The organism is Methyloversatilis sp. (assembly GCF_965284615.1).
Classification (GTDB): Bacteria; Pseudomonadota; Gammaproteobacteria; order Burkholderiales; family Rhodocyclaceae; genus Methyloversatilis.
Map to the genome: position 1 here is coordinate 1,100,264 of NZ_OZ260098.1, position 19,638 is coordinate 1,119,901.

Annotated in this window: 17 protein-coding genes and 1 other RNA gene; 9 read left to right on the forward strand and 9 right to left on the reverse strand. The window is 67.5% G+C overall.

Translation table 11 applies throughout. The features are described from left to right. Window positions 1-190 precede the first annotated feature (190 nt). The 3 genes from mraZ to ACQ66H_RS05370 form a co-directional block, all read right to left on the reverse strand. On the reverse strand, window positions 191-643 hold the full coding sequence (mraZ, locus tag ACQ66H_RS05360) for a division/cell wall cluster transcriptional repressor MraZ (protein ID WP_019919286.1): 453 nt from the start codon (window positions 641-643) through the stop codon (window positions 191-193). 345 nt (window positions 644-988) lie between these two features. Next, window positions 989-1,391: RNase P RNA component class A (rnpB, locus tag ACQ66H_RS05365), an RNA gene on the reverse strand. A gap of 42 nt (window positions 1,392-1,433) precedes the next feature. Beyond that, the gene (locus ACQ66H_RS05370; RefSeq protein ID WP_430433123.1) at window positions 1,434-3,854 is read right to left on the reverse strand and encodes a putative bifunctional diguanylate cyclase/phosphodiesterase; all 2,421 of its coding nucleotides are present in this window, start codon (window positions 3,852-3,854) and stop codon (window positions 1,434-1,436) included. A 271-nt stretch (window positions 3,855-4,125) separates the two neighbouring features. On the opposite strand from ACQ66H_RS05370, the gene ACQ66H_RS05375 reads away from it, so the two are divergent. After that, entirely contained in the window at window positions 4,126-6,477 is a 2,352-nt protein-coding gene (locus ACQ66H_RS05375) for a PAS domain-containing sensor histidine kinase (RefSeq protein WP_430435596.1), read from the forward strand. Here ACQ66H_RS05375 and ACQ66H_RS05380 read toward each other — a convergent pair. Both ACQ66H_RS05380 and ACQ66H_RS05385 read right to left on the reverse strand, forming a co-directional pair. Next, window positions 6,401-7,981, reverse strand: coding sequence for an NAD(P)-binding protein (locus tag ACQ66H_RS05380; protein WP_430433124.1), 1,581 nt, complete (start codon window positions 7,979-7,981; stop codon window positions 6,401-6,403). The genes ACQ66H_RS05375 and ACQ66H_RS05380 overlap by 77 nt on opposite strands. Beyond that, complete coding sequence (locus tag ACQ66H_RS05385) at window positions 7,978-9,558, reverse strand: polyamine aminopropyltransferase (protein WP_430433125.1); 1,581 nt, start codon at window positions 9,556-9,558, stop codon at window positions 7,978-7,980. Before ACQ66H_RS05385 ends, ACQ66H_RS05380 begins: the two co-directional genes overlap by 4 nt. A 58-nt stretch (window positions 9,559-9,616) precedes the next feature. Between ACQ66H_RS05385 and ACQ66H_RS05390 the strand changes: the two genes are divergently transcribed. The 5 genes from ACQ66H_RS05390 (at window position 9,617) to ACQ66H_RS05410 (ending at window position 14,757) form a co-directional block, all read left to right on the forward strand. Beyond that, complete coding sequence (locus ACQ66H_RS05390; RefSeq protein WP_019919281.1) at window positions 9,617-10,018, forward strand: DUF350 domain-containing protein; 402 nt, start codon at window positions 9,617-9,619, stop codon at window positions 10,016-10,018. 11 nt (window positions 10,019-10,029) lie between these two features. Further along, the gene (locus ACQ66H_RS05395) at window positions 10,030-11,052 is read left to right on the forward strand and encodes an SPFH domain-containing protein (RefSeq protein ID WP_430433126.1); all 1,023 of its coding nucleotides are present in this window, start codon (window positions 10,030-10,032) and stop codon (window positions 11,050-11,052) included. A gap of 14 nt (window positions 11,053-11,066) precedes the next feature. After that, window positions 11,067-12,548 (forward strand): DUF4178 domain-containing protein, encoded by a 1,482-nt coding sequence (locus ACQ66H_RS05400; RefSeq protein WP_430435597.1) that lies wholly within the window; start codon window positions 11,067-11,069, stop codon window positions 12,546-12,548. 146 nt (window positions 12,549-12,694) lie between these two features. Further along, window positions 12,695-13,066, forward strand: a complete 372-nt coding sequence (gene speD, locus ACQ66H_RS05405; RefSeq protein ID WP_430433127.1) for an adenosylmethionine decarboxylase — start codon at window positions 12,695-12,697, stop codon at window positions 13,064-13,066. A gap of 77 nt (window positions 13,067-13,143) precedes the next feature. Then, complete coding sequence (locus ACQ66H_RS05410) at window positions 13,144-14,757, forward strand: NAD(P)/FAD-dependent oxidoreductase (RefSeq protein ID WP_430433128.1); 1,614 nt, start codon at window positions 13,144-13,146, stop codon at window positions 14,755-14,757. A gap of 6 nt (window positions 14,758-14,763) precedes the next feature. Here ACQ66H_RS05410 and ACQ66H_RS05415 read toward each other — a convergent pair whose 3' ends face one another. The 4 genes from ACQ66H_RS05415 to ACQ66H_RS05430 form a co-directional block, all read right to left on the reverse strand. After that, the gene (locus ACQ66H_RS05415) at window positions 14,764-15,726 is read right to left on the reverse strand and encodes a hydrolase (protein ID WP_430433130.1); all 963 of its coding nucleotides are present in this window, start codon (window positions 15,724-15,726) and stop codon (window positions 14,764-14,766) included. A 14-nt stretch (window positions 15,727-15,740) separates the two neighbouring features. After that, a complete protein-coding gene (locus ACQ66H_RS05420) occupies window positions 15,741-16,172 on the reverse strand; it encodes a YybH family protein (protein ID WP_019919274.1) in 432 nt (143 codons plus the stop codon). Window positions 16,173-16,183: 11 nt separating this feature from the next. Further along, a complete protein-coding gene (locus ACQ66H_RS05425; protein WP_018228380.1) occupies window positions 16,184-16,396 on the reverse strand; it encodes a zinc-finger domain-containing protein in 213 nt (70 codons plus the stop codon). Window positions 16,397-16,476: 80 nt separating this feature from the next. Then, window positions 16,477-17,397, reverse strand: coding sequence for a branched-chain amino acid transaminase (locus ACQ66H_RS05430; RefSeq protein WP_019919273.1), 921 nt, complete (start codon window positions 17,395-17,397; stop codon window positions 16,477-16,479). Between the two features lie 96 nt (window positions 17,398-17,493). Here ACQ66H_RS05430 and ACQ66H_RS05435 point away from each other — a divergent pair, with 96 nt between their 5' ends. Genes ACQ66H_RS05435 through mnmA form a run of 3 tightly spaced genes read left to right on the forward strand, consistent with a single transcriptional unit; the run spans window position 17,494 to window position 19,638 of the window. Next, entirely contained in the window at window positions 17,494-17,949 is a 456-nt protein-coding gene (locus ACQ66H_RS05435; protein ID WP_430433131.1) for an NUDIX hydrolase, read from the forward strand. After that, entirely contained in the window at window positions 17,949-18,503 is a 555-nt protein-coding gene (locus ACQ66H_RS05440; RefSeq protein WP_430433132.1) for a hypothetical protein, read from the forward strand. Before ACQ66H_RS05435 ends, ACQ66H_RS05440 begins: the two co-directional genes overlap by 1 nt. After that, window positions 18,496-19,638, forward strand: a complete 1,143-nt coding sequence (gene mnmA / locus ACQ66H_RS05445) for a tRNA 2-thiouridine(34) synthase MnmA (protein ID WP_430433133.1) — start codon at window positions 18,496-18,498, stop codon at window positions 19,636-19,638. Before ACQ66H_RS05440 ends, mnmA begins: the two co-directional genes overlap by 8 nt.

A 19,638-nucleotide genomic window follows, 5' to 3' on the forward strand; every position in this document is an offset into this window, starting at 1 on the left:
CAACCCCGCCCGGACGTCTGCGAGGACGGAAGCGCCGTCTGCCGGGCCACCCAACGTGCGGGCGTTGCGCCGTCGGAAGGCAGCGAACGAAGTGAGCGTGGGGGCACGAGCGCCGCCCGCCGGGCCGTCCCAAGGGCGAGCGCCGCCCCCTTGGGGGGCAGCGAACGAAGTGAGCGTGGGGGCACCATTCTCAGAGCCTGAAGGAACTGATGACTTCAGACGGCAGGGGCACTGCGCCCTCGCGGGCGTCACGCGCAGCCGCTTCGGCGTTCCAGCGGCCTTCATCCCACAGTTCGAAGCGGTTGCCACGGCCGACCAGCATGACGCCCTTGGTCAGGCCGGCGCGCTCGCGCAGGTCGGCGCCGAGCAGCAGGCGGCCGGCGCGATCGATGGACTCGTCGCGCGCATTGGCGGTGAAGCTGAGTTTGAAGTCGTTGCTGGCCTGATCGAGATCGGGCAGCTGGTCGAGGCGGGCGAGCAGGGCCTCGAATTCGGGCAGCGGATAGAGAAGGATGTGCTCGCGGGTGCGCGCCGTCATCACCACCTCGCCCTCGCACATGTCCATCAGCTTCTTGCGCGGACGAGCGGGGATGACGATGCGGTGCTTGTCATCCATGGTGAGGCGGGTCGTCCCGTAGAACATGCGCGTGCCCGTGTAAGCCCGTCAGCGGCGACGGGCTGGAGTGGCGGTCAGAGTTGTCTTTCCCACAATCACTCCACTTCTTATCCAATATTGCTCCACTTTAGCCATCAAGCGACGGGTGGTCAATAGCTGGAATGCGCTAAATCTATTTCTGCAACAAGGACTTAGCGGTAATATTCCACAAAGTCGTGAAATAAAAACCCTTTGTTTTTAATGGGATAGAAAATGAACTGAATGTGCGGTGTGAACAGATGCCCGCGCCATGCCGCTTCGTGGGGCGAAGTGGACGAAAGTGGGGCGGGTGTGCAGCCGAGTGGGGAAATGCGGGAGACTGACGGGGGCTGGAGTGGAAGTCCGCCTGTAAGCCGGGTTCTGTTGTGCGCGTGCGCACCGGCAACCATTCATCTGGGCGACGTGTTACCACGCCGCTCGAGCAGCCTACCCGGAAGCGACGCGAGCCGCGTCATGGCTTCCCTATTTGGCCTTGCCCCGGATGGGGTTTTGCATGCCGTGCACGTTGCCGCACACGCGGTGGGCTCTTACCCGGCGTTGCCGCCCGCCCGAAGGCGCACCATTTCAACCTTGCCTGTGCCTTGCGGCCATCGGCGGTATGTTTTCTGTTCCACTTTCCGTCGCCTTGGGCCGCGCTTTCGCGCGGCTTGCTGCGCCCGGCCGTTAGCCGGCATCCTGCTCTGCGGGGCCCGGACTTTCCTCCGCGCTTGCGCGCCGCGGTTGCCCGGCGGACTTCCGGCTCGGATTCTACCGCACCGCAGCCTGCGGCCCCGGACTATCAGGCGTTTGCCGGCTCGGTCGCGGCCTTGTGCAGTGTCGCGAACGTGTCGGCGTCCACCGCCGCGCTGAACAGGAAGCCCTGGAACTCGTCACAGCCCTGCTGCAGCAGGAAGTCGCGCTGCGCCGCGGTCTCGACGCCCTCCGCCACGACCGAACGCTGCAGGCTGTGCGCCAGCGCGACGATGGCGCGGGCGATCGAACAGGCGTCCGCCTCGTCGGGCAGATCGGCAACGAAGGCGCGGTCTATCTTGATGCAGTCGATCGGGAAGCGCTTCAGGTAGGCGAGCGACGAGTGGCCGGTGCCGAAATCGTCGATGGCAATGCGCACGCCGAGCGCGTTGAGCGCATGCAGCAGCTTGACCGAACGCTCGGGGTGATCCATCAGCAGGCTTTCGGTGATTTCCAGTTCAAGCGCGTCGGCCGCCATGCCGCTGTGTTCGAGCACGCGGCCGACCTGGTCGGCAAAGCCGCGATCGGCCAGCTGACGGGCCGATACATTGACCGACACGCTGATCGGCGGCAGCCCAGCCTGGCGCCACGCTGCGTTCTGGCGGCAGGCGGTTTCGAGTACCCACAGGCCGATCGGCACGATGAGGCCGGTTTCCTCCGCCATGCCGACGAACTGGCCCGGCGGCAGCAGGCCGCGCTGCGGGTGCTGCCAGCGCAGCAGCGCTTCGCAGCCGACGACGCGCGCCGCGCCGCCGGCCACGCGCACCCGCGGCTGGTAATGCACGACCAGTTCGCCGCGTTCCATCGCCTGGCGCAGATCCGCCTCCAGCGCCAGCTGCTGCGACGAACGCCGGCTCATGTATACCGAGTAGAACTCGTACTGGTTCTTGCCCTTTTCCTTGGCGCGATACATCGCGAGGTCGGCGTTCTTGCGCAGGGTCTGCACGTCCTGACCATCGGTCGGGTACTGACTGATGCCGATGCTGGCGGTGACCGAGTAATCGCGTTCGTCGATGGCGATCGGACGACCGATCTGTTCGAGCACCTTCTGCGCAACGGCAGCTGCCTCGCTGTTGGCTTCGATGCCTTCGATCAGCACGACGAACTCGTCGCCGCCCAAGCGGGCGACGATGTCGGTGTCGCGCAGCGAGGCGCGCAGGCGCTGCGCGACCTCGACCAGCACCAGATCGCCAGCGTCGTGCCCCAGCGTGTCGTTGATGATCTTGAAGCGGTCGAGGTCGATGAACATCAGCGCGAGCCGCGTGTCCAGCGCGTGTGCGGCGACCAGCGCGCGCTGCAGTTCGATCTGGAACAGGGTGCGGTTGGGCAGGCCGGTCAGTTCGTCGTAATGGGCGAGCTGGCGAACGCGCTCTTCCGCGTCGCGGCGTTTGGATACGTCCATCACCGTACCGTCAATGATGACCACCTCGCCGCTGGTGTTGCTGACCGGATTGCCGCGCTCGTGTATCCAGCGTTGGCCGCGGCCCGGGACCTGGATGCGGTACTCGGCCTCATACGGCCGGCCCTCGCTGCACGCCGCCTTCCATGCCGCTTCGATGCGACCGCGGTCGGCATCGGCAATGCGGTCGAGATAGTCGCCCCAGGCGGGCATCCAGCCGCCGTCGTCGCCTCCGAGCATGCGCCGCGCCTGGTCCGACCACTCTGTCTGCCCGCGATCGACGCGGTGCGACCAGCTGCCTACTTCGGCGAGACGCTGAGCCTCGCGCAGGCTGGCTTCGCTCGTTCGCAGATCGAGTTCGACCTGCTGCGACTCGCGCAGCATGCGTCGCGTCAGCATCACGCCGACGACCAGCGACAGGCTGCTGACCACCAGCATGGCAACATTCAGGCCGCGGTGTATGCGGCGCGAAATGTCGCCGAGTGTCCATGAGAAGCGGACGGCCACCGACTCCAGTGCGTCATTGAGCTGGCGCACGCGCAGGGTCAGCACCGTGCGCTCGTCGGCCGTCAGGCCGCCTGCGCTGATCTGGCTGTGGGCGACGCGCGCCACGGCGTCGATCTCGCCGATCAGCCGGTCGCCCTCGGTCCACAGATCGATCGCCTCGCGCATCGGTGGCGCCCAGCGGAACCAGACGAACAGGCGGATGAGGCTGGGCACGTCGCCCGCGTCGTTGCCGCCATCGAGGAAGCCTTCAGCTGCTGCAGCGCGGTCAGGGTCCGGGCGGTCGAGCGCTTCGCGTGCCCGGCGGTCACCGAGCGTAACGCCGATGTTGCGGCGGTAGTCCGCGTAGTCGGCCTGGTCGCCCGAGGCGACGTAATTGAGCAGGTGCATCACCGCCGCCTTCTGCCCCTTGCTCCACAGGCTCTCGCCGCTGACATAGGCGCGGGCGCCGGACATGATTTCCATGCTCAGCGCGGCCAGGGCCAGCAGCAACAGCACGATGGCGATCAACGGCCACAGCAGGAACAGACGATTACCCGGCGACAGGCTGCGCGCGTTCGCGTCCATGCGGTGGCGGAGGCGTCTGTCGTTCTGGATATGTTTTGGCTGCGGGGTGTCGGCGGACGGCAAATGCCCCTCCTGCATGTCCTGATGCTGATGGGCAGTCTAGCGCGCTGGCGCCTCGGCGCGCATCGTGCATGGCGATTTCATGCGCCGGACCCGGCTGCGGTCCGTGATGCCTTTCACATCGTCCGGCCGTTCCGGCCAAGGCTCAAGATTCGCCGCTCGGCGGCCGTTCAATACAGGTCGCCCGAACCCCGCTGACCTTAACGTGCCGATGCGCTCGCTGTTCCATTTCGGTCGCCATGTCGCCCGCCACTGGCTGGCCTACCTGCTGCTCGCACTGACAGCCGGACTGCTGGCTGCCGATCTGTCGCATCTGTTCGGCGCCGCGGTGCGCGCGCGCTCTGCGGGATCCGGCGTCGCGCTGACGCTGGTGCCGACCCTGATCGCCTGCGTCGCGCTGTGGGCGGCCGGGACGAGGCTGGACGCCACACGGCGCGAACTCGATCACCTGCACGGCGTGCTCGAACGCGCGCAGACGCTCGGACGTACCGGCACCTGGGAACACGAGGCAGGGGCTTTCGACTGGTCGCCGCGGGCGCTCGCGATTCTCGGGCTGGACGCGACCCGCGTACGCGGTTTCGATGATCTGCTCGGCCATGTTGCCGTCGAGGACCGGGGGCAGCTTGAGCGAGCCTGGCGCGCCGCGCTGGCAGGTGCGCGTCACCGGACCGAGGTCTGTCTGACCGACGGGCGGGGTGATGTGCGCCGGATTCTGTTCGAGGGCCGTCTGGAGTCTGGACAGGAGGGCGACACGCCTCGTCTGGCCGGCATCGTTCAGGACATGAGCGAGCCTTACCGGATGCAGGGCGAGTTGCGACGCGCGATGCGCTACCAGCGGGCGCTGCTCGACAACTTCCCTTTCATGGTATGGCTGAAAGACCGCGATCTGCGCTTCCTGGCCGTCAACCGGCCGCTGGCCGAGGCCGGCGGGCTGGCCCACCCGGACGATGCGCGCGGCCTCGACGACGACGATCTTTGGCCGACCGAGCAGGCGATCGCCTATCGTGTCGAGGACATCGAGGTATTGCAGAGCCGGGCACCCAAGTATTCGGAGTCGGTCATCGACAGCGGTGATCGGCGTCACTGGTTCGAGGCATGGACGGCGCCGGTGCTGGACGAGGACGGCGGCTTGCTGGGCACGGTCGGTTACGCGCGCGACATCAGCGAGCGCAAGCGCGTCGAAGCCGCGCTGGCGCGCAGCCGCGACCAGTTCGCGATGCTCGGCCGGCTGCAGGCGCGCTTCATCGCCGGCGAGCCGGCGGATGCAGTGTGCGCCGGCATGCTCGACATCCTGTGCGAGCTGTCCGGCTGCGACGACGGCTTTCTCGGCGAAATCGCCCGCGACGCGAACGGCACGGCGCACATCGGCCTGCTGGCCTGTCGCGAGACCGACTGGCTCAGCGAGCGCGCCGACCTGATCGAAGGCGTGCTCAGGACGGGCAGCCGTGGCTGCGCGTCGGGCAGCATTGTCGCTGCGGGGGTCGACTCGGCCGCCGGACGGGGTCTGCTCTGCATCGCGGTCACCCGCGGCGAGCAGCTGACCGGCCTGATCGGTCTGGCCGCGAAGGACGGCCGGATTGATGACGAGCGTCTGGCCAGCGTGCAGGTGGCGGCCAGCACCTTCGGCCTCATTCTCGAAGCCGGCCTGCGCGAGCGCGCGCGCCACCACGCGGAAGCCGAACTGCTGCGCCACCGCGACCGGTTCACCGAGCTGATCGAGGTGCAGCTGAAGGACGGCGCCGCCGCGCAGCGCCTGGCCGAGTTGGCAAATGGTGCGAAGAGCGCCTTCCTCGCCGGTGTGTCGCACGAACTGCGCACGCCGATACACGCCATTCTGGGCTTCGCCCGCATCGCGCTGCGCGGTCGCCCTCCGTTGTGCGACGTCACTCGCCATCGTTTCGAGGTGATCCGTGAAAACGGTGAGCGGCTGCTCGCTCAGGTCGATGAGCTGCTCGATCTGTCGCGTCTGGGTAACGGCACGCTGCGCCTGCAGCGCAGCCTGTGCGCAGCGCATGAACTGCTCGACGAGGCACTGCGCGCCAGTGCTGGTGCGCAGCAGATCTCGGTGACGCCGCAGACCGGCGGCGCCGATGTGGCGATAGACGCCGACCCGGTGCGGCTGCAGCAGGCTCTGCGCACAGTGCTCGACCATGCAATCCGTCGTTCATCGTCGGACAGCCCGGTTGACGTGCAGCTATCGGCCAGTTCGCATGACGGACGCGGCGGCGTGACGATCCGTGTGTGCAGCAAGGGCCCCCACCTGACGGAACGGGAACTGAACAGCCTGTTCGATCCGTTCGGCCCGGCTGCGATACAGCGTCCGCCCGGTGGCGGGACCGGCGCCGGCCTCGCCATCTGCCGCGAAATCGTGAACCTGCACGACGGCCGGGTCGAGGCGCGCACGCTCGACGCGACCGACGCGGCGGAAGGCCTCCTGCAGATCGACGTCTGGCTGCCGGCGGCTTCGCCGCAGGCGGGTGAGCTGCTCAGTGGCGACCCAGTACCATCCGTGCCGCTCGATCGCCCCACCACGCAGCCTCCTCGAACAGCGACAGACCGCTGACATCGGCATGGGCGTGCAGCACGCGCCCGTCGCGGTCACACAGGGCGCGCGCTGGCGCGTCGATGAACCCTGGTTGCGGTATCGCCATCGCGTGCGCGCGCAGCACCAGTTCGACCGCACGGATGCGGCGGCGCCAGCGCCCGTCGTAGGCGAGGTCGAGGTCGGCGAGGGCGAGCTCCAGCAGCGCCGCGTCGTCGGCCGAGGCCAGCCAGCGGCGGGCCTCGTCGGCGCTCGTCCAGCCCGACTGATAGGCGGTGAACACCGTTGCCGGTGGGCGGGCGACACGGGTGAGTTGATGCGTGGCGACCACATAACCGAGGCCGCGACCGTCGTGCACCACGTTGTCCCACGCCAGATCGACACCCGCCCGCTCGTGCGGAAAGCCATCGAGCAGCACGTTGGCGACCAGCCATGGCGCGGTGGGTGGCAGCGCTTCGCGCGTCAGAGCGACCGCCAGTTCGGGGTCGATGCGGCGGGCGACGTGCAAAGGCATCGCGCAGATGGCATGCCCGGCCTGCAGCAGCAGGCTGCGCCCGTCGGGCGCCAGCACCGTGATGTTCACTCCGCTGCGTCCGGCCCGCAGCTGCACGGCGTGCCCGGCCAGCGTCCGCGTCGCGCCAAGCTTTCTGCGCAGGCCGCCGGTCAGCGCCGACAGGCCCTGCGGCCAGGTCAGTACCGTGCCGGCCTCGGCGTTGCGGGCTTCGCCGCGCCGGCTGCAGAAGTAGTGCAGGCCGGCCCAGGCCGAGATGGCGCCGGCCGGCGCACCGTAGTCGTCGCGCATCGCATAGTCGATGTAGCGGCGCAGCGCCGGGTGGCGATGCGATTGCGCATCGAGCCAGGCGGCGAAGCTGACGCGGTCGAGTGCACGCAGCGCGGCATCGCGCGAACAGGCGGCCAGCGGCACGGTGAAGGCGAACAGACCATCTGCGCCGCGACGTGCCGCCCAGTCGCGCATCGCCGCCTCGAAGCGATCGGCCGCGGCTGCGTCGTCCACCGTCGATCGCGGCAGCAGGCCCTCGTGCCAGATGCCACCGGCCAGCGTGCGCTCGGCGGCCGGATGAACCAGCGCCTGTTCGTCGTATTCGGGTGCGGCGTCGCGCGGATCGCCGCGCAGCACGCCGAGGTCGGCCAGCATTTCACGCACGTGCATCGCATCGCGGCCGGGCAGCGGCAGATAGTGCGCACCACGTGGGCAGGCGAGGCCGCCGAGCGCGCCGGCGGCGGCGTTGCCGTCGGGTTCCGGGCCATCGACCAGCACCACGTCGCGCTGCCCCTCGCGCGCCAGCCGCCAGGCCGCACTCAGCCCGGCGACACCGGAACCGAGGATGGCGACCGCGCAGCGCAGTTCGCCGGAGGGTGGGGGCACGGCGACGGCGTCGCGCAGTGCATGGCCTTCGCGCATGCCAGGACGCAGCACAGTGATCGTCGGCGGCGTACGCGCGTCGCCGCAGGCGGCGAGCAGCGGCAGACTGGCGGCGGCGGTCAGGAAGCGGCGGCGCTTCATCGCATCTGCCGTGACCAGTCTTCTTCGAAGTAGTGCACCAGCATCTGCGTGTTCAGCCGGTTCGGTTCGACTGCCGGCGCGCGCATGTCCGGCGGGAAGTCGAACATCTGCGCCAGCGTGTGTGCGTCGAGGTGGCGCAGGGCGGCGGGCAGATCGAGCGGCGGCCGGTAGCCGGCGTCGCGGCCGGCGATGATGAAGCCCCAGTCGCCGAAGCTGGGCACGTTGGCGTGATAGGGCGCGGTGTTCAGGCCGGCTTCGCGCAACGTCGCGTCCACGCACCAGTAGGCGCGCGGCGCATACCAGGGCGAGGTGGACTGCACAACGATCAGACCGCCAGGCGCCAGCTGGCGCGCCATCAGACGGTACATGGGCACCGCGTACAGCTTGCCCAGCGCGTAGTGTGACGGGTCGGGAAAATCGGCAACGATGAGGTCCCAACCCGGGCCCGGCGCGGTCTCCAGCCATTGCGCGGCGTCGGCGTTGACGGTGCTCACGCGCGCATCGCGCAGCGCGAAGCCGTTCAGCGCGGCCAGCGCATCAGTGTCGCGGAACAGCCGGGTCATCGCCGGATCGAGTTCGACCAGCGTCACCTGCTCGATCTGCGGGTACTTCAGCACCTCGCGTACCGCCAGTCCGTCGCCGCCGCCCAGCACCAGCACGCGCTTGGCCTGCGGCAGCGCCGCCAGTGCCGGATGTACCAGCGCCTCGTGGTAGCGGTGCTCGTCGCGGGTCGAGAACTGCAGGTTGCCGTTCAGGTAGAGCCGTGTGTCGTCCTGCCAGCGGGTGAGCACGATGCGCTGGAAGGGCGTGGTTTCCTGATGCACGATGGCGTCGCCGTACAGGCCGGCCTCGGCCGCGTCGGTCAGCTTCTGCGCCCAGGCCAGTGCGGCCAGCAGCACCGCCAGCACCAGCCAGCCGCGCAGCATCAGCGCGCGCGCCTGCGGCAGTTCCGCGCGGTAGCGACGGGTCACCCACAGACCGATGCCGGCGTTGAGCAGGCCGAATACCACCGCCGTGCGCGCCAGCCCGAGCAGCGGCGCGAACACCAGCGGGAACAGCAGGGACACCACCAGCGCGCCGAGGTAATCGAAGGTGAGCACCCTGCTCACCAAGGCCTCGAAAGCCTGTTTGCGCTGATGCAGCAGGCGCATCACCAGCGGGATCTCCATGCCCACCAGTACGCCGATCAGCAGCACGATGGCGTAAAGCGACACGCGGAAGGGGCTGCCCGCCCAGGCGTAGATCAGGAACAGTGCGCAGGCGGACAGGCCGCCGAGCAGGCCGACCATCAGTTCGATGTCGATGAAACGGGCCAGCACCGCGTTGTCATCGACGTACTTCGACAGGTGGGAGCCGATGCCCATCGCGAACAGATAGGTGCCGATGATGGTGGAAAAGCGCAGCACCGACTCGCCCAGCAGATAGCTGGCGATCGCACCAGCGATCAGTTCGTAGGCGAGGCCGCAGGAGGCGACGACGAAAACCGCGACGATCAGTCCGGGGTGGGGCGAGCCGGCGTCCGTGCCGCGTGTCTCGGTGCCATGCAGATCGGGTTCGGGGCGGGATTGCGGCGGCATGGGGCAGCGGCTAGAGTGCGTGCGCACAGAACGCACAGAAGGTTGGAGACGCGCAATCATGCCGCAACTGCCGGTGGATCAGTTCTACCTGTACATGAAGCACCTGCTGTCCGGGCTGATCATGGTCGGCCTGTTCGCGGCCGTCTATGTACGCTTCACGCCCTTCCACGAAATGCCGCTGATCCGCCGCGGCTGCACCGCCGCCGCACTGTCGCTGGCCGGCGCCATCATCGGCTTCTCGCTGACCGTCGCGTCCAGCATCCTGCACAACGACCATTACCTGATGTTCATCGCCTGGGGCACGCTGGCGGCGGTGGTGCAGATGGCCGCCTATCTGCTGATCGAGCGCAGTCTGCCGGAAATGAAGGCGGCGATCGAAGCGAACAATGTGGCGATGGGGGCGTTGATGGGCACGGTATCGCTGGTGGTCGGCGTGATCAACGCCGCCTGTCTTTCCTAGAGGAGTTGACGATGGGTATCGGGGATTTCATCAAGAAACAGTTCATCGACGTACTGCAGTGGAACGAGGACGGCGATGGCGTGCTGGCCTGGCGCTACCCGATGCAGGACTTCGAAATCCAGTACGGCGCGAAGCTCACGGTGCGCGAGTCGCAGATGGCGGTGTTCGTCAATGAAGGCAAGGTGGCTGACGTGTTCGGTCCCGGCCTGCATACGCTGAACACGAACACGCTGCCCATCCTCACCTACCTGCAGAACTGGGACAAGCTGTTCCAGTCGCCCTTCAAGAGCGACGTCTACTTCTTCAGCACGCGCCTGCAGCTCGGCCGCAAATGGGGCACGCCGCAACCGGTCACGGTGCGCGACAAGGATTTCGGCATGGTGCGGCTGCGCGCCTTCGGCATGTATTCGTACAAGCTGGCCGACCCGAAGAAGTTCTTCACCGAGATCAGCGGTACGCGTGATACCTACACGGTCGAAGACCTCGAAATGCAGCTGCGCAATCTGGTCGTATCGACCATGAGCAGCACGCTCGGCAATTCCGCCGCGCCCTTCCTCGATATGGCGGCCAATCTGGGCGTCATGTCGGACGCGATGAAAACGGCGATGGCGCCGGTGTTCGAGCGCTACGGCGTGGCGATCGACAACTTCGCGGTGGAGAGCATCTCTCTGCCGGAAGAACTGCAGAAGGCGCTCGACACCCGCATTTCGATGGGCATGGTCGGCAATATGGCCACCTACACGCAGTATCAGACCGCCAATGCGATTCCGCTGGCGGCGCAGAACGAGGGTGGGCTGGCGGGCATCGGCGCCAGTCTGGGCGCGGGCCTCTCGATGGGGCAGGTGATGACCGAGGCGATGCGCAGCGCGCAGGCCGGCGCTGCGACGCCGGCGCCGGCGCCGGCTGCACCGGCAGCCGACGCGCCCGAAGTGCGGCTCGGCAAGCTGAAGTCGCTGCTCGACGGCGGGCTCATCACCCAGGCCGACTACGACACGGCCAAGGCCGAAGTGATCAAGCAGATCACCGGCGGCTGAGTTTCCGCGTGGCGATGTATCAGGCGGCCTGCCCCGGCTGCGGGGCGCCGGTCGAATTCCGCTCGGCTGCCTCGCGCATGGCGGTGTGCGGCTACTGCCGCACGACGCTGCTGCGCGACGCCGACGCCGTGCGCGACATCGGCAAGCAGGCGGCGCTGATCGAGGACCACTCGCCGGTGCAGATCATGACCAGCGGCCAGCACGCCGGTCAGGGTTTCACCGTCGTCGGCCGCATCCAGCTGCGCTACGAGCATGGCGTGTGGAACGAGTGGCATCTGCTGTTCGACGACGGCAGCAGCGGCTGGCTGGGTGATTTCGGCGGGCAGTTCGTGCTGACCCGGCCGGATGGCGATGCGGTCGGTCCGCCGCTGTTCGACAAGGTCGAGCCCGGCAACCGCTGGTCGCACGGTGGCGTGTTCTGGCACGCGGCGGATATCCGCAAGGCCGAATGCGTGGCCGCCGAGGGTGAGCTGCCCTTTCCGGTCGATGCGCGCTGGGTGGCGCGCGTCATCGATTACCGCCATCGCGACGAATTCCTGACGCTGGACTATTCCGATCTGCCGCCGGTCGCGTATCGCGGCAAGGCGGTCACGCTGTCCGCACTTCGTGCGCAGCACCTGCGTGACCCGGACGCGGTGGTGTCGCGGGCCGGCCGGCTGCATGGCGGCGTATCGACGCTCATCTGTCCGGTGTGCGGCGCGCCGGCGGCGGTGGTGCCCGGCGCGACCCAGCACCTGACCTGTCCGTCCTGCCGCTCGCAGATTTCACTGGCGGCCGGGCAGGCCGAAGTGGTGCAGCGGGAGGTGGCCGACGTCACAGCGGTGGGTGCCACGCTGCAGGCAGGCGAAACACTCACCATCGACGGTGTCGCTTGGCGGCTGATGGGGTGGATGCGCAGCGGCGTGCCCGACGACGCCGCTGAACCCGACTGGTACGAATACCTGCTGTTTGCGCCGATGCACGGTTTCCAGTGGCTGATCGAAACGCAGGAGGGCTGGCAGCAGGCACAGGTGCTGGACGACTGGCCGGAGTCCTTCACCGACACCTCGGTCGAATTGCGCGGCCTGCGTTACACCCGCCGTTACCTCTATCGCGCGGAAGTACGGGCGGTGGTGGGGGCCTTTCCGTGGTTTGCGCGCGTCGGTGATCGCACCGAGATTGGCGAATACGTGAGCGGAAAGTGGGTGCTCAATCTGGAACGGGGCGCGCATGAAATGGGCTGGTCGCAGGCCAAGCCCGTGGAGACCGATACCGTGGCCAGCTGGGCCGGCCGCAAGCTCGCCACGATCGCGCGCGGCCGACGCGCGGCCGAGGTCGCGCCATCCGGCGGCGGCAAGGCGGCGCTGCGACCGGTCGCCTGGGTGTTCACGGTGCTCATCGTGGTGATGAACCTGCGCTACATGCTGCCCTTCAACGTCGATGCAATGATGGTGACCGGTGTTCTCGTGTTCCTGCTATGGATACCGACGCAATCCGGCGACGAGGGAGAAGGCTGAACCATGGGGCGCCTGGCATTCGGTCTTTATGCGATGGTTCTGCTGGTCATCAGTCTGGCCATCAATGGTGACGACGATGACGGCGGTCGCTCGCGCTCCTATTCGTCCGGTTCAGGGTCCGGCTCGTCCTGGGGGTCGGGTCACAAATGAGCGTGCCACCGATCGGCCTGCACGTGCTGCTCGACCTGCATGGCGTCGAGCCTGATCTGCTTTCCGACCTCGCGCGGATCGAGGGGGTGCTCGATGAGGCGGCCCGTGCGGCCGGCGCTCATGTCCTCGGCGGCCATTTCCACCCTTTTGGCCCCGGTCTCGGCGTGACCGGCGTGCTGCTGCTGGCCGAATCGCACATCAGCATCCACACCTGGCCGGAACACGGCTATGCGGCGGTGGATGTGTTCATGTGCGGCAAGGCCGAAGCCATGACGGCCGCCCGGCTCATCGGCGAGCGGCTGCAGGCGCTGCGCATCGAGCTGCGTGAGTGCGCGCGCGGTCTGCGCGACGGGAGACTCACCGGCTGAAGACGACAGGCGGTTTCCGGACTGCCACGGCGAACGGGTACACTCACGGGCTGGCTTATAGACAAGGCCCTGCCTCGATGCTCAGACTGACCGAAATCAAACTCCCTCTGGACCACCCGGAGGCGGCGTTGCGCGCCGCCGTGCTGGAGCGGCTGAACATTCCCGACGCTGACCTGCTCGCCGTCCATGTGTTCCGCCGTGGCTACGACGCGCGCCGTCGTTCCGCCATCCACCTGATCTACACACTGGACGTCGAGCTGCGTGATGAAGCCGCGGTGATGAAGGCGCAGAAGCCGTCGCCGCACCTGCAGCCGACGCCGGACACCGCGTACCGGTTCGTCGCTCGCGCGCCTGACGGGCTGGCGGAACGTCCTGTCGTGATCGGCATGGGGCCGTGCGGCTTCATGGCGGCGCTGGTGCTGGCGCAGATGGGTTTCCGCCCCATCGTGCTGGAGCGGGGCAAGGCGGTGCGCGAGCGCACCCAGGACACCTGGGGCCTGTGGCGCAAGCGGGTACTCGACCCGGAATCGAACGTGCAGTTCGGCGAGGGCGGGGCCGGTACTTTTTCCGACGGCAAGCTGTACAGCCAGATCAAGGATCCGAAGCACTACGGCCGCAAGGTGCTGAACGAGTTCGTCAAGGCCGGCGCGCCGGAAGAGATCCTGTACGTGAGCAAGCCGCACGTCGGCACCTTCCGGCTGGTCGGCATGGTCGAGAAGATCCGTGCCGAGATCGAGTCGCTGGGCGGCGAGATCCGCTTCCAGGCGCGGGTCGAGGACATCGTGATCGAGGATGGCGCGGTGCGTGGCGTGAAACTGGCCGATGGCACGGAAATCGCCACCGGCCAAGTGGTGCTGGCCATCGGCCACAGCGCGCGCGACACCTTCCGCATGCTGCACGATCGCGGCGTGTACATCGAAGCGAAACCCTTTTCGGTCGGCTTCCGGGTCGAACATCCGCAGAGCCTGATCGACCGCGCGCGCTTCGGCGACTTCGCCGGTCATCCGGTACTGGGCGCCGCCGACTACAAGCTGGTGCATCACGCAAAGAACGGCCGCTCGGTCTATAGCTTCTGCATGTGCCCGGGCGGCACGGTGGTGGCCGCGACCTCGGAAGAGGGCCGCGTGGTGACCAATGGCATGAGCCAGTATTCGCGCAACGAGCGCAACGCGAACGCCGGCATCGTGGTCGGCATTTCGCCGGAACAGGACTACCCCGGTCATCCGCTGGCCGGCATTGACCTGCAGCGCGCGCTGGAATCGCGCGCCTTCGAACTGGGTGGCGGCGACTACAACGCGCCCGGTCAGCTGGTGGGCGATTTCGTCGCCGGTCGCCCGTCCAAGACGCTGGGCGAGGTGGAGCCGAGCTACAAGCCGGGCGTTACTTTGGGCAGCCTGGCCAGCGCGCTGCCGGAATACGCGATCACCGCAATGCGCGAGGCCTTCCCGGCCTTCGATCGACAGATCAAAGGCTTCGGCCGGCACGACGCCGTACTGACCGGTGTCGAGACGCGCACCTCGTCACCGATACGCATCAAACGCGATCCAGTCAGCTACCAAAGTCTGAATACGCGTGGCCTTTTTCCGGCGGGCGAGGGTGCGGGCTACGCCGGTGGCATCCTGTCGGCGGCGGTCGATGGGATCGAGGTGGCCGAGGCTGTCGCGCTGAGCATGGTTGCAGGCGCAGCCTGATGCGGGTCAGTCGCCGCGCTCGAAAAAGTGCAGCACGCGCTGTGGCAGCCAGTCGAGTCGCCCTTTCGGGGCGCCGCTGACATAGCCGACGTGGCCGCCCTGCGCGGTGTATTCGGGTCTGATGTCGGAGGAAAGCTGGTCGCGACCCGCCAGCGACCAGGCCGGTACCATCGGGTCGTTAAGCGCCTGCAGCAGCAGCAGCGGCGTGCGCACCGCCTTCAGCAGCGGGCGTGATGCACAGCGCGTCCAGTAGTCGTCGGCGTCACGGAAACCGTGGATCTGCGAAGTGACCGCGTCGTCGAAGGCGCGGATCGAATTGCAGGCGGCGATCGCTGCCTCGTCCAGCAGGCCGGGGAAACGCTGCGCCTTGAGCAGCGCGCGCGGTTTCATCGTGCGCAGGAAATACTGCGTGTAGACGCGGTTGAAGCCCTCGTCCAGCGCTCGGCCAGCAGCGCCCAGGTTGACCGGTGCGCAGACGGAGGCGGCGGCGGTGAGCCACTTCGAGGCCGCCTGCCCCTGCTCACCCAGCCATTTGCACAGCACGTTGCCGCCCAGCGACACGCCGACGGCGTACACCGGTCGGCCCTCGTTGCGCGGAACGACACGCGGGAGCAGCCAGTCGAGTTCGGCGCTGTCGCCTGAGTGGTAGGCGCGCAGCAGTCGGTTCGGCTCGCCCGAACAGCCGCGCGCATGGACGACCGCGCCGTTCCAGCCGCGCGCGGCCAGCGCATGCATGAGCGCCTTCGCGTAATGACTGCCGGAACTGCCTTCGAGCCCGTGAAACAGAAGCACCAGCGGCTGGGTGGCCTGCCGTGGCAGCCAGTCGATGTTGACGAAATCGCCGTCCGGCGTATCGAGGCGTTCGCGTACGAGCGTCGGCATGGCCTGCGGAATGAAGCGCGGCCAGATGGTCTGTGCGTGGCCGCCGGGCAGCCACGATGCGGGACGGAAGGGTGGCGGGGCGGTCACGCCGGGCGCGCGTGTCAGTGAAGGATCTTCGGCGCGTCGCCGACGTCGTGCGCGGCCGGCAGCGGCGAAGCGTGGTGCAGCACCATATGCCAGCCGAGCGGCCCGCGCGCGTACACATTGGTCACCGCCAGCAGCGGCCGCGGCTGGCGCTCGCCCGCCACGGTGACCGTTTCCTGCACGCTGTGGATGGCCTGCAGCGCGCCCTGGATGACCAGCGCATTACCGATGCGCACATCGGCGTGCGCAGCGGCAAAGCTGCGCCGCCACGCTTCGCGCACCGCTTCGTAGCCGCTGGCGCGCTGGCAGCCGGCGAGGATGCACACGATGTCATCCTCGTCGGCCCACACGGCCATCATGCCTTCGATGTCGCCGCGGTTGCGTGCGTCGTAGAAGGCGGTTTCCGCCTCCTGGGCCGAGGCGAAGAAGGTCTTGCGCTGGACTTCCATCCGCGCGCCGCTCAGTGGCCGGCGATCGCCGGACCGTGATAGCTGTAGCGGGTGCCGCAGTACGGACAGGCGGCCTGCCCGGTCTTGGTCACGTCGAGGAAGACGCGCGGGTGGCGCGCCCACAGCGGTGCGCCGGGCAGCGGGCAATGCAGCGGAAGGTCGTTCGCGCTGACTTCGATTTCGCGTGCGTGGTCGCGGCTGGAATCGTTACCGGCTTGGGTCATTTCAGTGTGCTCCGGACGGAGAGAGGGCGCGCAGGCGCCCCGGAACGGGAAAGGTGCGCGGCCGTCGGCCGCGCACCGGTTCAGATCCTGGTGAGCCAGCGGTGGTACTCCGGCGCACGGCCGTTCACCACGTCGAAGAAGCGGGCCTGGATCTTCTCGGTGACCGGGCCGCGGCTGCCAGCGCCGATGATGCGGCCGTCCAGTTCGCGGATCGGCGTCACCTCGGCGGCGGTGCCGGTGAAGAAAGCTTCGTCGGCGGTGTAGATGTCGTCGCGGGTCAGGCGCTTCGACACCACCTGGTAACCCAGTTCGGCGGCGATCTCGATCACCGACGCGCGCGTGATGCCGACCAGCGCCGACGCGATTTCCGGTTCGTAGATCTTGTTGTCCTTGATCACGAACAGATTCTCGCCCGCACCCTCGGCGACGAAACCATCGACGTCAAGCAGCAGCGCTTCGTCGTAGCCGTGTTCGGTCGCTTCCATGTTGGCGAGGATGGAATTCGCGTAGGTACCGGAATACTTGGCGCGGCACATCGACACGTTGACGTGGTGGCGCGAGTAGGACGAGGTTTTCACGCGGATGCCGCGCTTCAGACCATCCTCACCGAGGTAGGCACCCCAGGGCCAGGCTGCGATCGACACGTGCACCGAGGCGCCGCGGGTCGAAATGCCCATCTTTTCCGAGCCGAAGAAGGCGATCGGGCGGATGTAGCAGGACTCCAGCTTGTTGGCGCGCACCACTTCGAGCTGCGCTTCCATCAGTTCTTCGCGGCTGTAGGGCATCTTCATCATGTAGATGTGCGCCGAATTGAACAGCCGGTCGGTGTGTTCCTTGAGACGGAAGATGGCGGTGCCGATTTCCGTGTTGTAGGCGCGTACCCCTTCGAAGACCGCCAGACCGTAATGCAGTGAATGCGTCAGTACGTGCGTGGTGGCCTCGCGCCAGGGCACCATCTTGCCGTCGTACCAGATAAAACCGTCGCGGTCGGCCATCGACATGGGAAACACTCCAGAGATTGCGGTAAACCAATGATTTTAGCCGAAGCCGGCCGTTCGGCGGCGGTCCTGGCGTAGCCGCCGCGTTAAAATCACCGCATGAGCGAACGTATCTGGAAACCCAACGTCACCGTGGCTGCGCTGATGGAAGACCGCGGCCGCTTCCTGATGGTGGAAGAGCACACGTCCGGCGGACTCATGCTGAACCAGCCTGCCGGCCATCTCGAAGAGGGCGAATCGCTGGTGGATGCCTGCGCACGCGAGGCCATCGAGGAAACCGCACACCCCTTCGTGCCGCGCGAACTGGTCGGCGTGTACCAGTGGCGGCGGCCGGACGGTGAGGTGACCTACCTGCGCTTTGCCTTTAGCGGTGACGCCGGTGAGCAGATCGCCGGCCGCGCGCTGGACGACGGCATCGTCCGCGCGATCTGGATGACGCCGGCCGAAATCGAAGCCAGCCGCGCCCGGCACCGCAGTCCGCTGGTGTGGGCCTGTGTGCAGGACTGGCTGGCCGGCGTCCGCCTGCCGCTGACGGTCGTGCGGCACTTTTCCTGATGCACCGTGCCGCTTGTCTGCTGACGCTGCTGCTGAGCGTGACGGTCGCACGCGCCGATCACGCGACCGCCCTCGACGTTTGCTTCAACTACAGCTGCCTGACGACGCAGACCGTCCTCTACAGTGAGGCGCACATGCGGTCGCTGCGCAACGAACTTATGCTGGCGGCCGATGCGGCGGAAGAGCGTCTGCGGCTGCAGGACGCCGTCGCCCGCATGTACCGCTGGGCCGGCGAACAGTCGCCCATCCACGTTGACCGCGCAGGCGATTTCCTCGACGACGGTGCTTACGGACGCATGGACTGCATCGATCATGCGCAAACCACGGAGCGCATGCTGGAAGCGCTGCAGGCGGCGGGCGCGCTGCGCTTCCACCGTGCAGCCGGCATCGAGCGGCGACGCAGCTGGCTCATCATGCAGCACTTCAGCGCGACAATTGAACAGAACGACGGTGGCGGCCGCTGGGCCGTCAACACCTGGTTTCGCGACCATGCCGAACCGGCGGTCGTGATGGATATCGAAGAATGGAAGGATGGGGGCTACCCGGATGAATGAGGCACTGGCGGGTATTGCACCCGGAAATGGCGAAACCGTCGTCGTCGGCATGTCCGGCGGCGTCGATTCGTCGGTATCGGCGCTGCTGCTGAAGCAGGCCGGCTACAAGGTGGTCGGCCTGTTCATGAAGAACTGGGAAGACGACGACACCGACGACTACTGTTCGACCCGGCAGGACCTGATCGATGCCGTATCGGCCGCCGATGTGATCGGCATGGAACTGGAGGTCGTCAACTTCTCGGCCGAGTACAAGGACCGCGTGTTCGCCAGCTTCCTGCGTGAGTACCAGGCCGGCCGCACGCCGAATCCGGACGTGCTGTGCAATGCCGAGATCAAGTTCACCGCCTTTCTCGACCACGCGATGCAGCTGGGTGCGACCCGCATCGCGACCGGCCACTACGCGCAGGTACGCGAGTTCGAGGGCAGCTTTCAGCTGCTGAAGGGCGAAGACGGCACCAAGGACCAGAGCTATTTCCTGCACCGGCTGAATCAGGCGCAGCTGTCGCGCACGATGTTTCCGGTCGGTCACCTGTACAAGCGCGACGTGCGCCGCATCGCCGCCGATGCCGGGTTGGCGAATGCAGCGAAGAAGGATTCGACCGGCATCTGTTTCGTCGGCGAGCGGCCGTTCCGCGAATTCCTGCAGCGCTATCTGCCGGTCACGCCGGGCGAGATCCGCGACCTCGACAGCGACCGCGTGCTGGGCCGGCACGACGGCCTGATGTATCACACCATCGGCCAGCGCAAGGGCCTGGGTATCGGCGGCCTGAAGGGCATGGCGGACGACGCCGGCGAGCACGAGGCCTGGTACTCGGCGCGCAAGGACATGGACAAGAACGTGCTCTACGTCGTGCGCGGCCACGACCACCCGGCCCTGCTGTCGGGCAGCCTGGTGGCGAGCGACCTTTCCTGGGTGTCGGGCCGCCCGCCGCACACGCACTGGGTGTATGCGGCGAAGACGCGCTACCGCCAGCCGGACGCGCCGTGCAGCATCGACGCGGTGGATGCCGAACGCTGTGAAATCGTGTTCGCCGAGCCGCAGTGGGCGGTGACGCCGGGGCAGAGCGTCGTGGTTTATGAGAGCAAGGTGTGCCTGGGCGGCGGCATCATCACCGGGGCCACGCCTGCAGCCTGA

Excerpts from the sequence above, each read along its gene's own strand:
- ACQ66H_RS05435 (WP_430433131.1), top strand. The coding sequence starts at position 17,494 with ATGAGCGAACGTATCTGGAAACCCAACGTCACCGTGGCTGCGCTGATG.
- ACQ66H_RS05390 (WP_019919281.1), top strand. The coding sequence starts at position 9,617 with ATGCCGCAACTGCCGGTGGATCAGTTCTACCTGTACATGAAGCACCTG.
- ACQ66H_RS05420 (WP_019919274.1), bottom strand. The coding sequence starts at position 16,172 with ATGGAAGTCCAGCGCAAGACCTTCTTCGCCTCGGCCCAGGAGGCGGAA.
- mnmA (WP_430433133.1), top strand. The coding sequence starts at position 18,496 with ATGAATGAGGCACTGGCGGGTATTGCACCCGGAAATGGCGAAACCGTC.
- ACQ66H_RS05370 (WP_430433123.1), bottom strand. The coding sequence starts at position 3,854 with ATGGACGCGAACGCGCGCAGCCTGTCGCCGGGTAATCGTCTGTTCCTG.
- ACQ66H_RS05380 (WP_430433124.1), bottom strand. The coding sequence starts at position 7,981 with ATGAAGCGCCGCCGCTTCCTGACCGCCGCCGCCAGTCTGCCGCTGCTC.
- ACQ66H_RS05385 (WP_430433125.1), bottom strand. The coding sequence starts at position 9,558 with ATGCCGCCGCAATCCCGCCCCGAACCCGATCTGCATGGCACCGAGACA.
- ACQ66H_RS05375 (WP_430435596.1), top strand. The coding sequence starts at position 4,126 with ATGCGCTCGCTGTTCCATTTCGGTCGCCATGTCGCCCGCCACTGGCTG.
- ACQ66H_RS05410 (WP_430433128.1), top strand. The coding sequence starts at position 13,144 with ATGCTCAGACTGACCGAAATCAAACTCCCTCTGGACCACCCGGAGGCG.
- ACQ66H_RS05425 (WP_018228380.1), bottom strand. The coding sequence starts at position 16,396 with ATGACCCAAGCCGGTAACGATTCCAGCCGCGACCACGCACGCGAAATC.
- mraZ (WP_019919286.1), bottom strand. The coding sequence starts at position 643 with ATGTTCTACGGGACGACCCGCCTCACCATGGATGACAAGCACCGCATC.
- ACQ66H_RS05430 (WP_019919273.1), bottom strand. The coding sequence starts at position 17,397 with ATGTCGATGGCCGACCGCGACGGTTTTATCTGGTACGACGGCAAGATG.
- ACQ66H_RS05400 (WP_430435597.1), top strand. The coding sequence starts at position 11,067 with ATGTATCAGGCGGCCTGCCCCGGCTGCGGGGCGCCGGTCGAATTCCGC.
- ACQ66H_RS05440 (WP_430433132.1), top strand. The coding sequence starts at position 17,949 with ATGCACCGTGCCGCTTGTCTGCTGACGCTGCTGCTGAGCGTGACGGTC.
- ACQ66H_RS05395 (WP_430433126.1), top strand. The coding sequence starts at position 10,030 with ATGGGTATCGGGGATTTCATCAAGAAACAGTTCATCGACGTACTGCAG.
- speD (WP_430433127.1), top strand. The coding sequence starts at position 12,695 with ATGAGCGTGCCACCGATCGGCCTGCACGTGCTGCTCGACCTGCATGGC.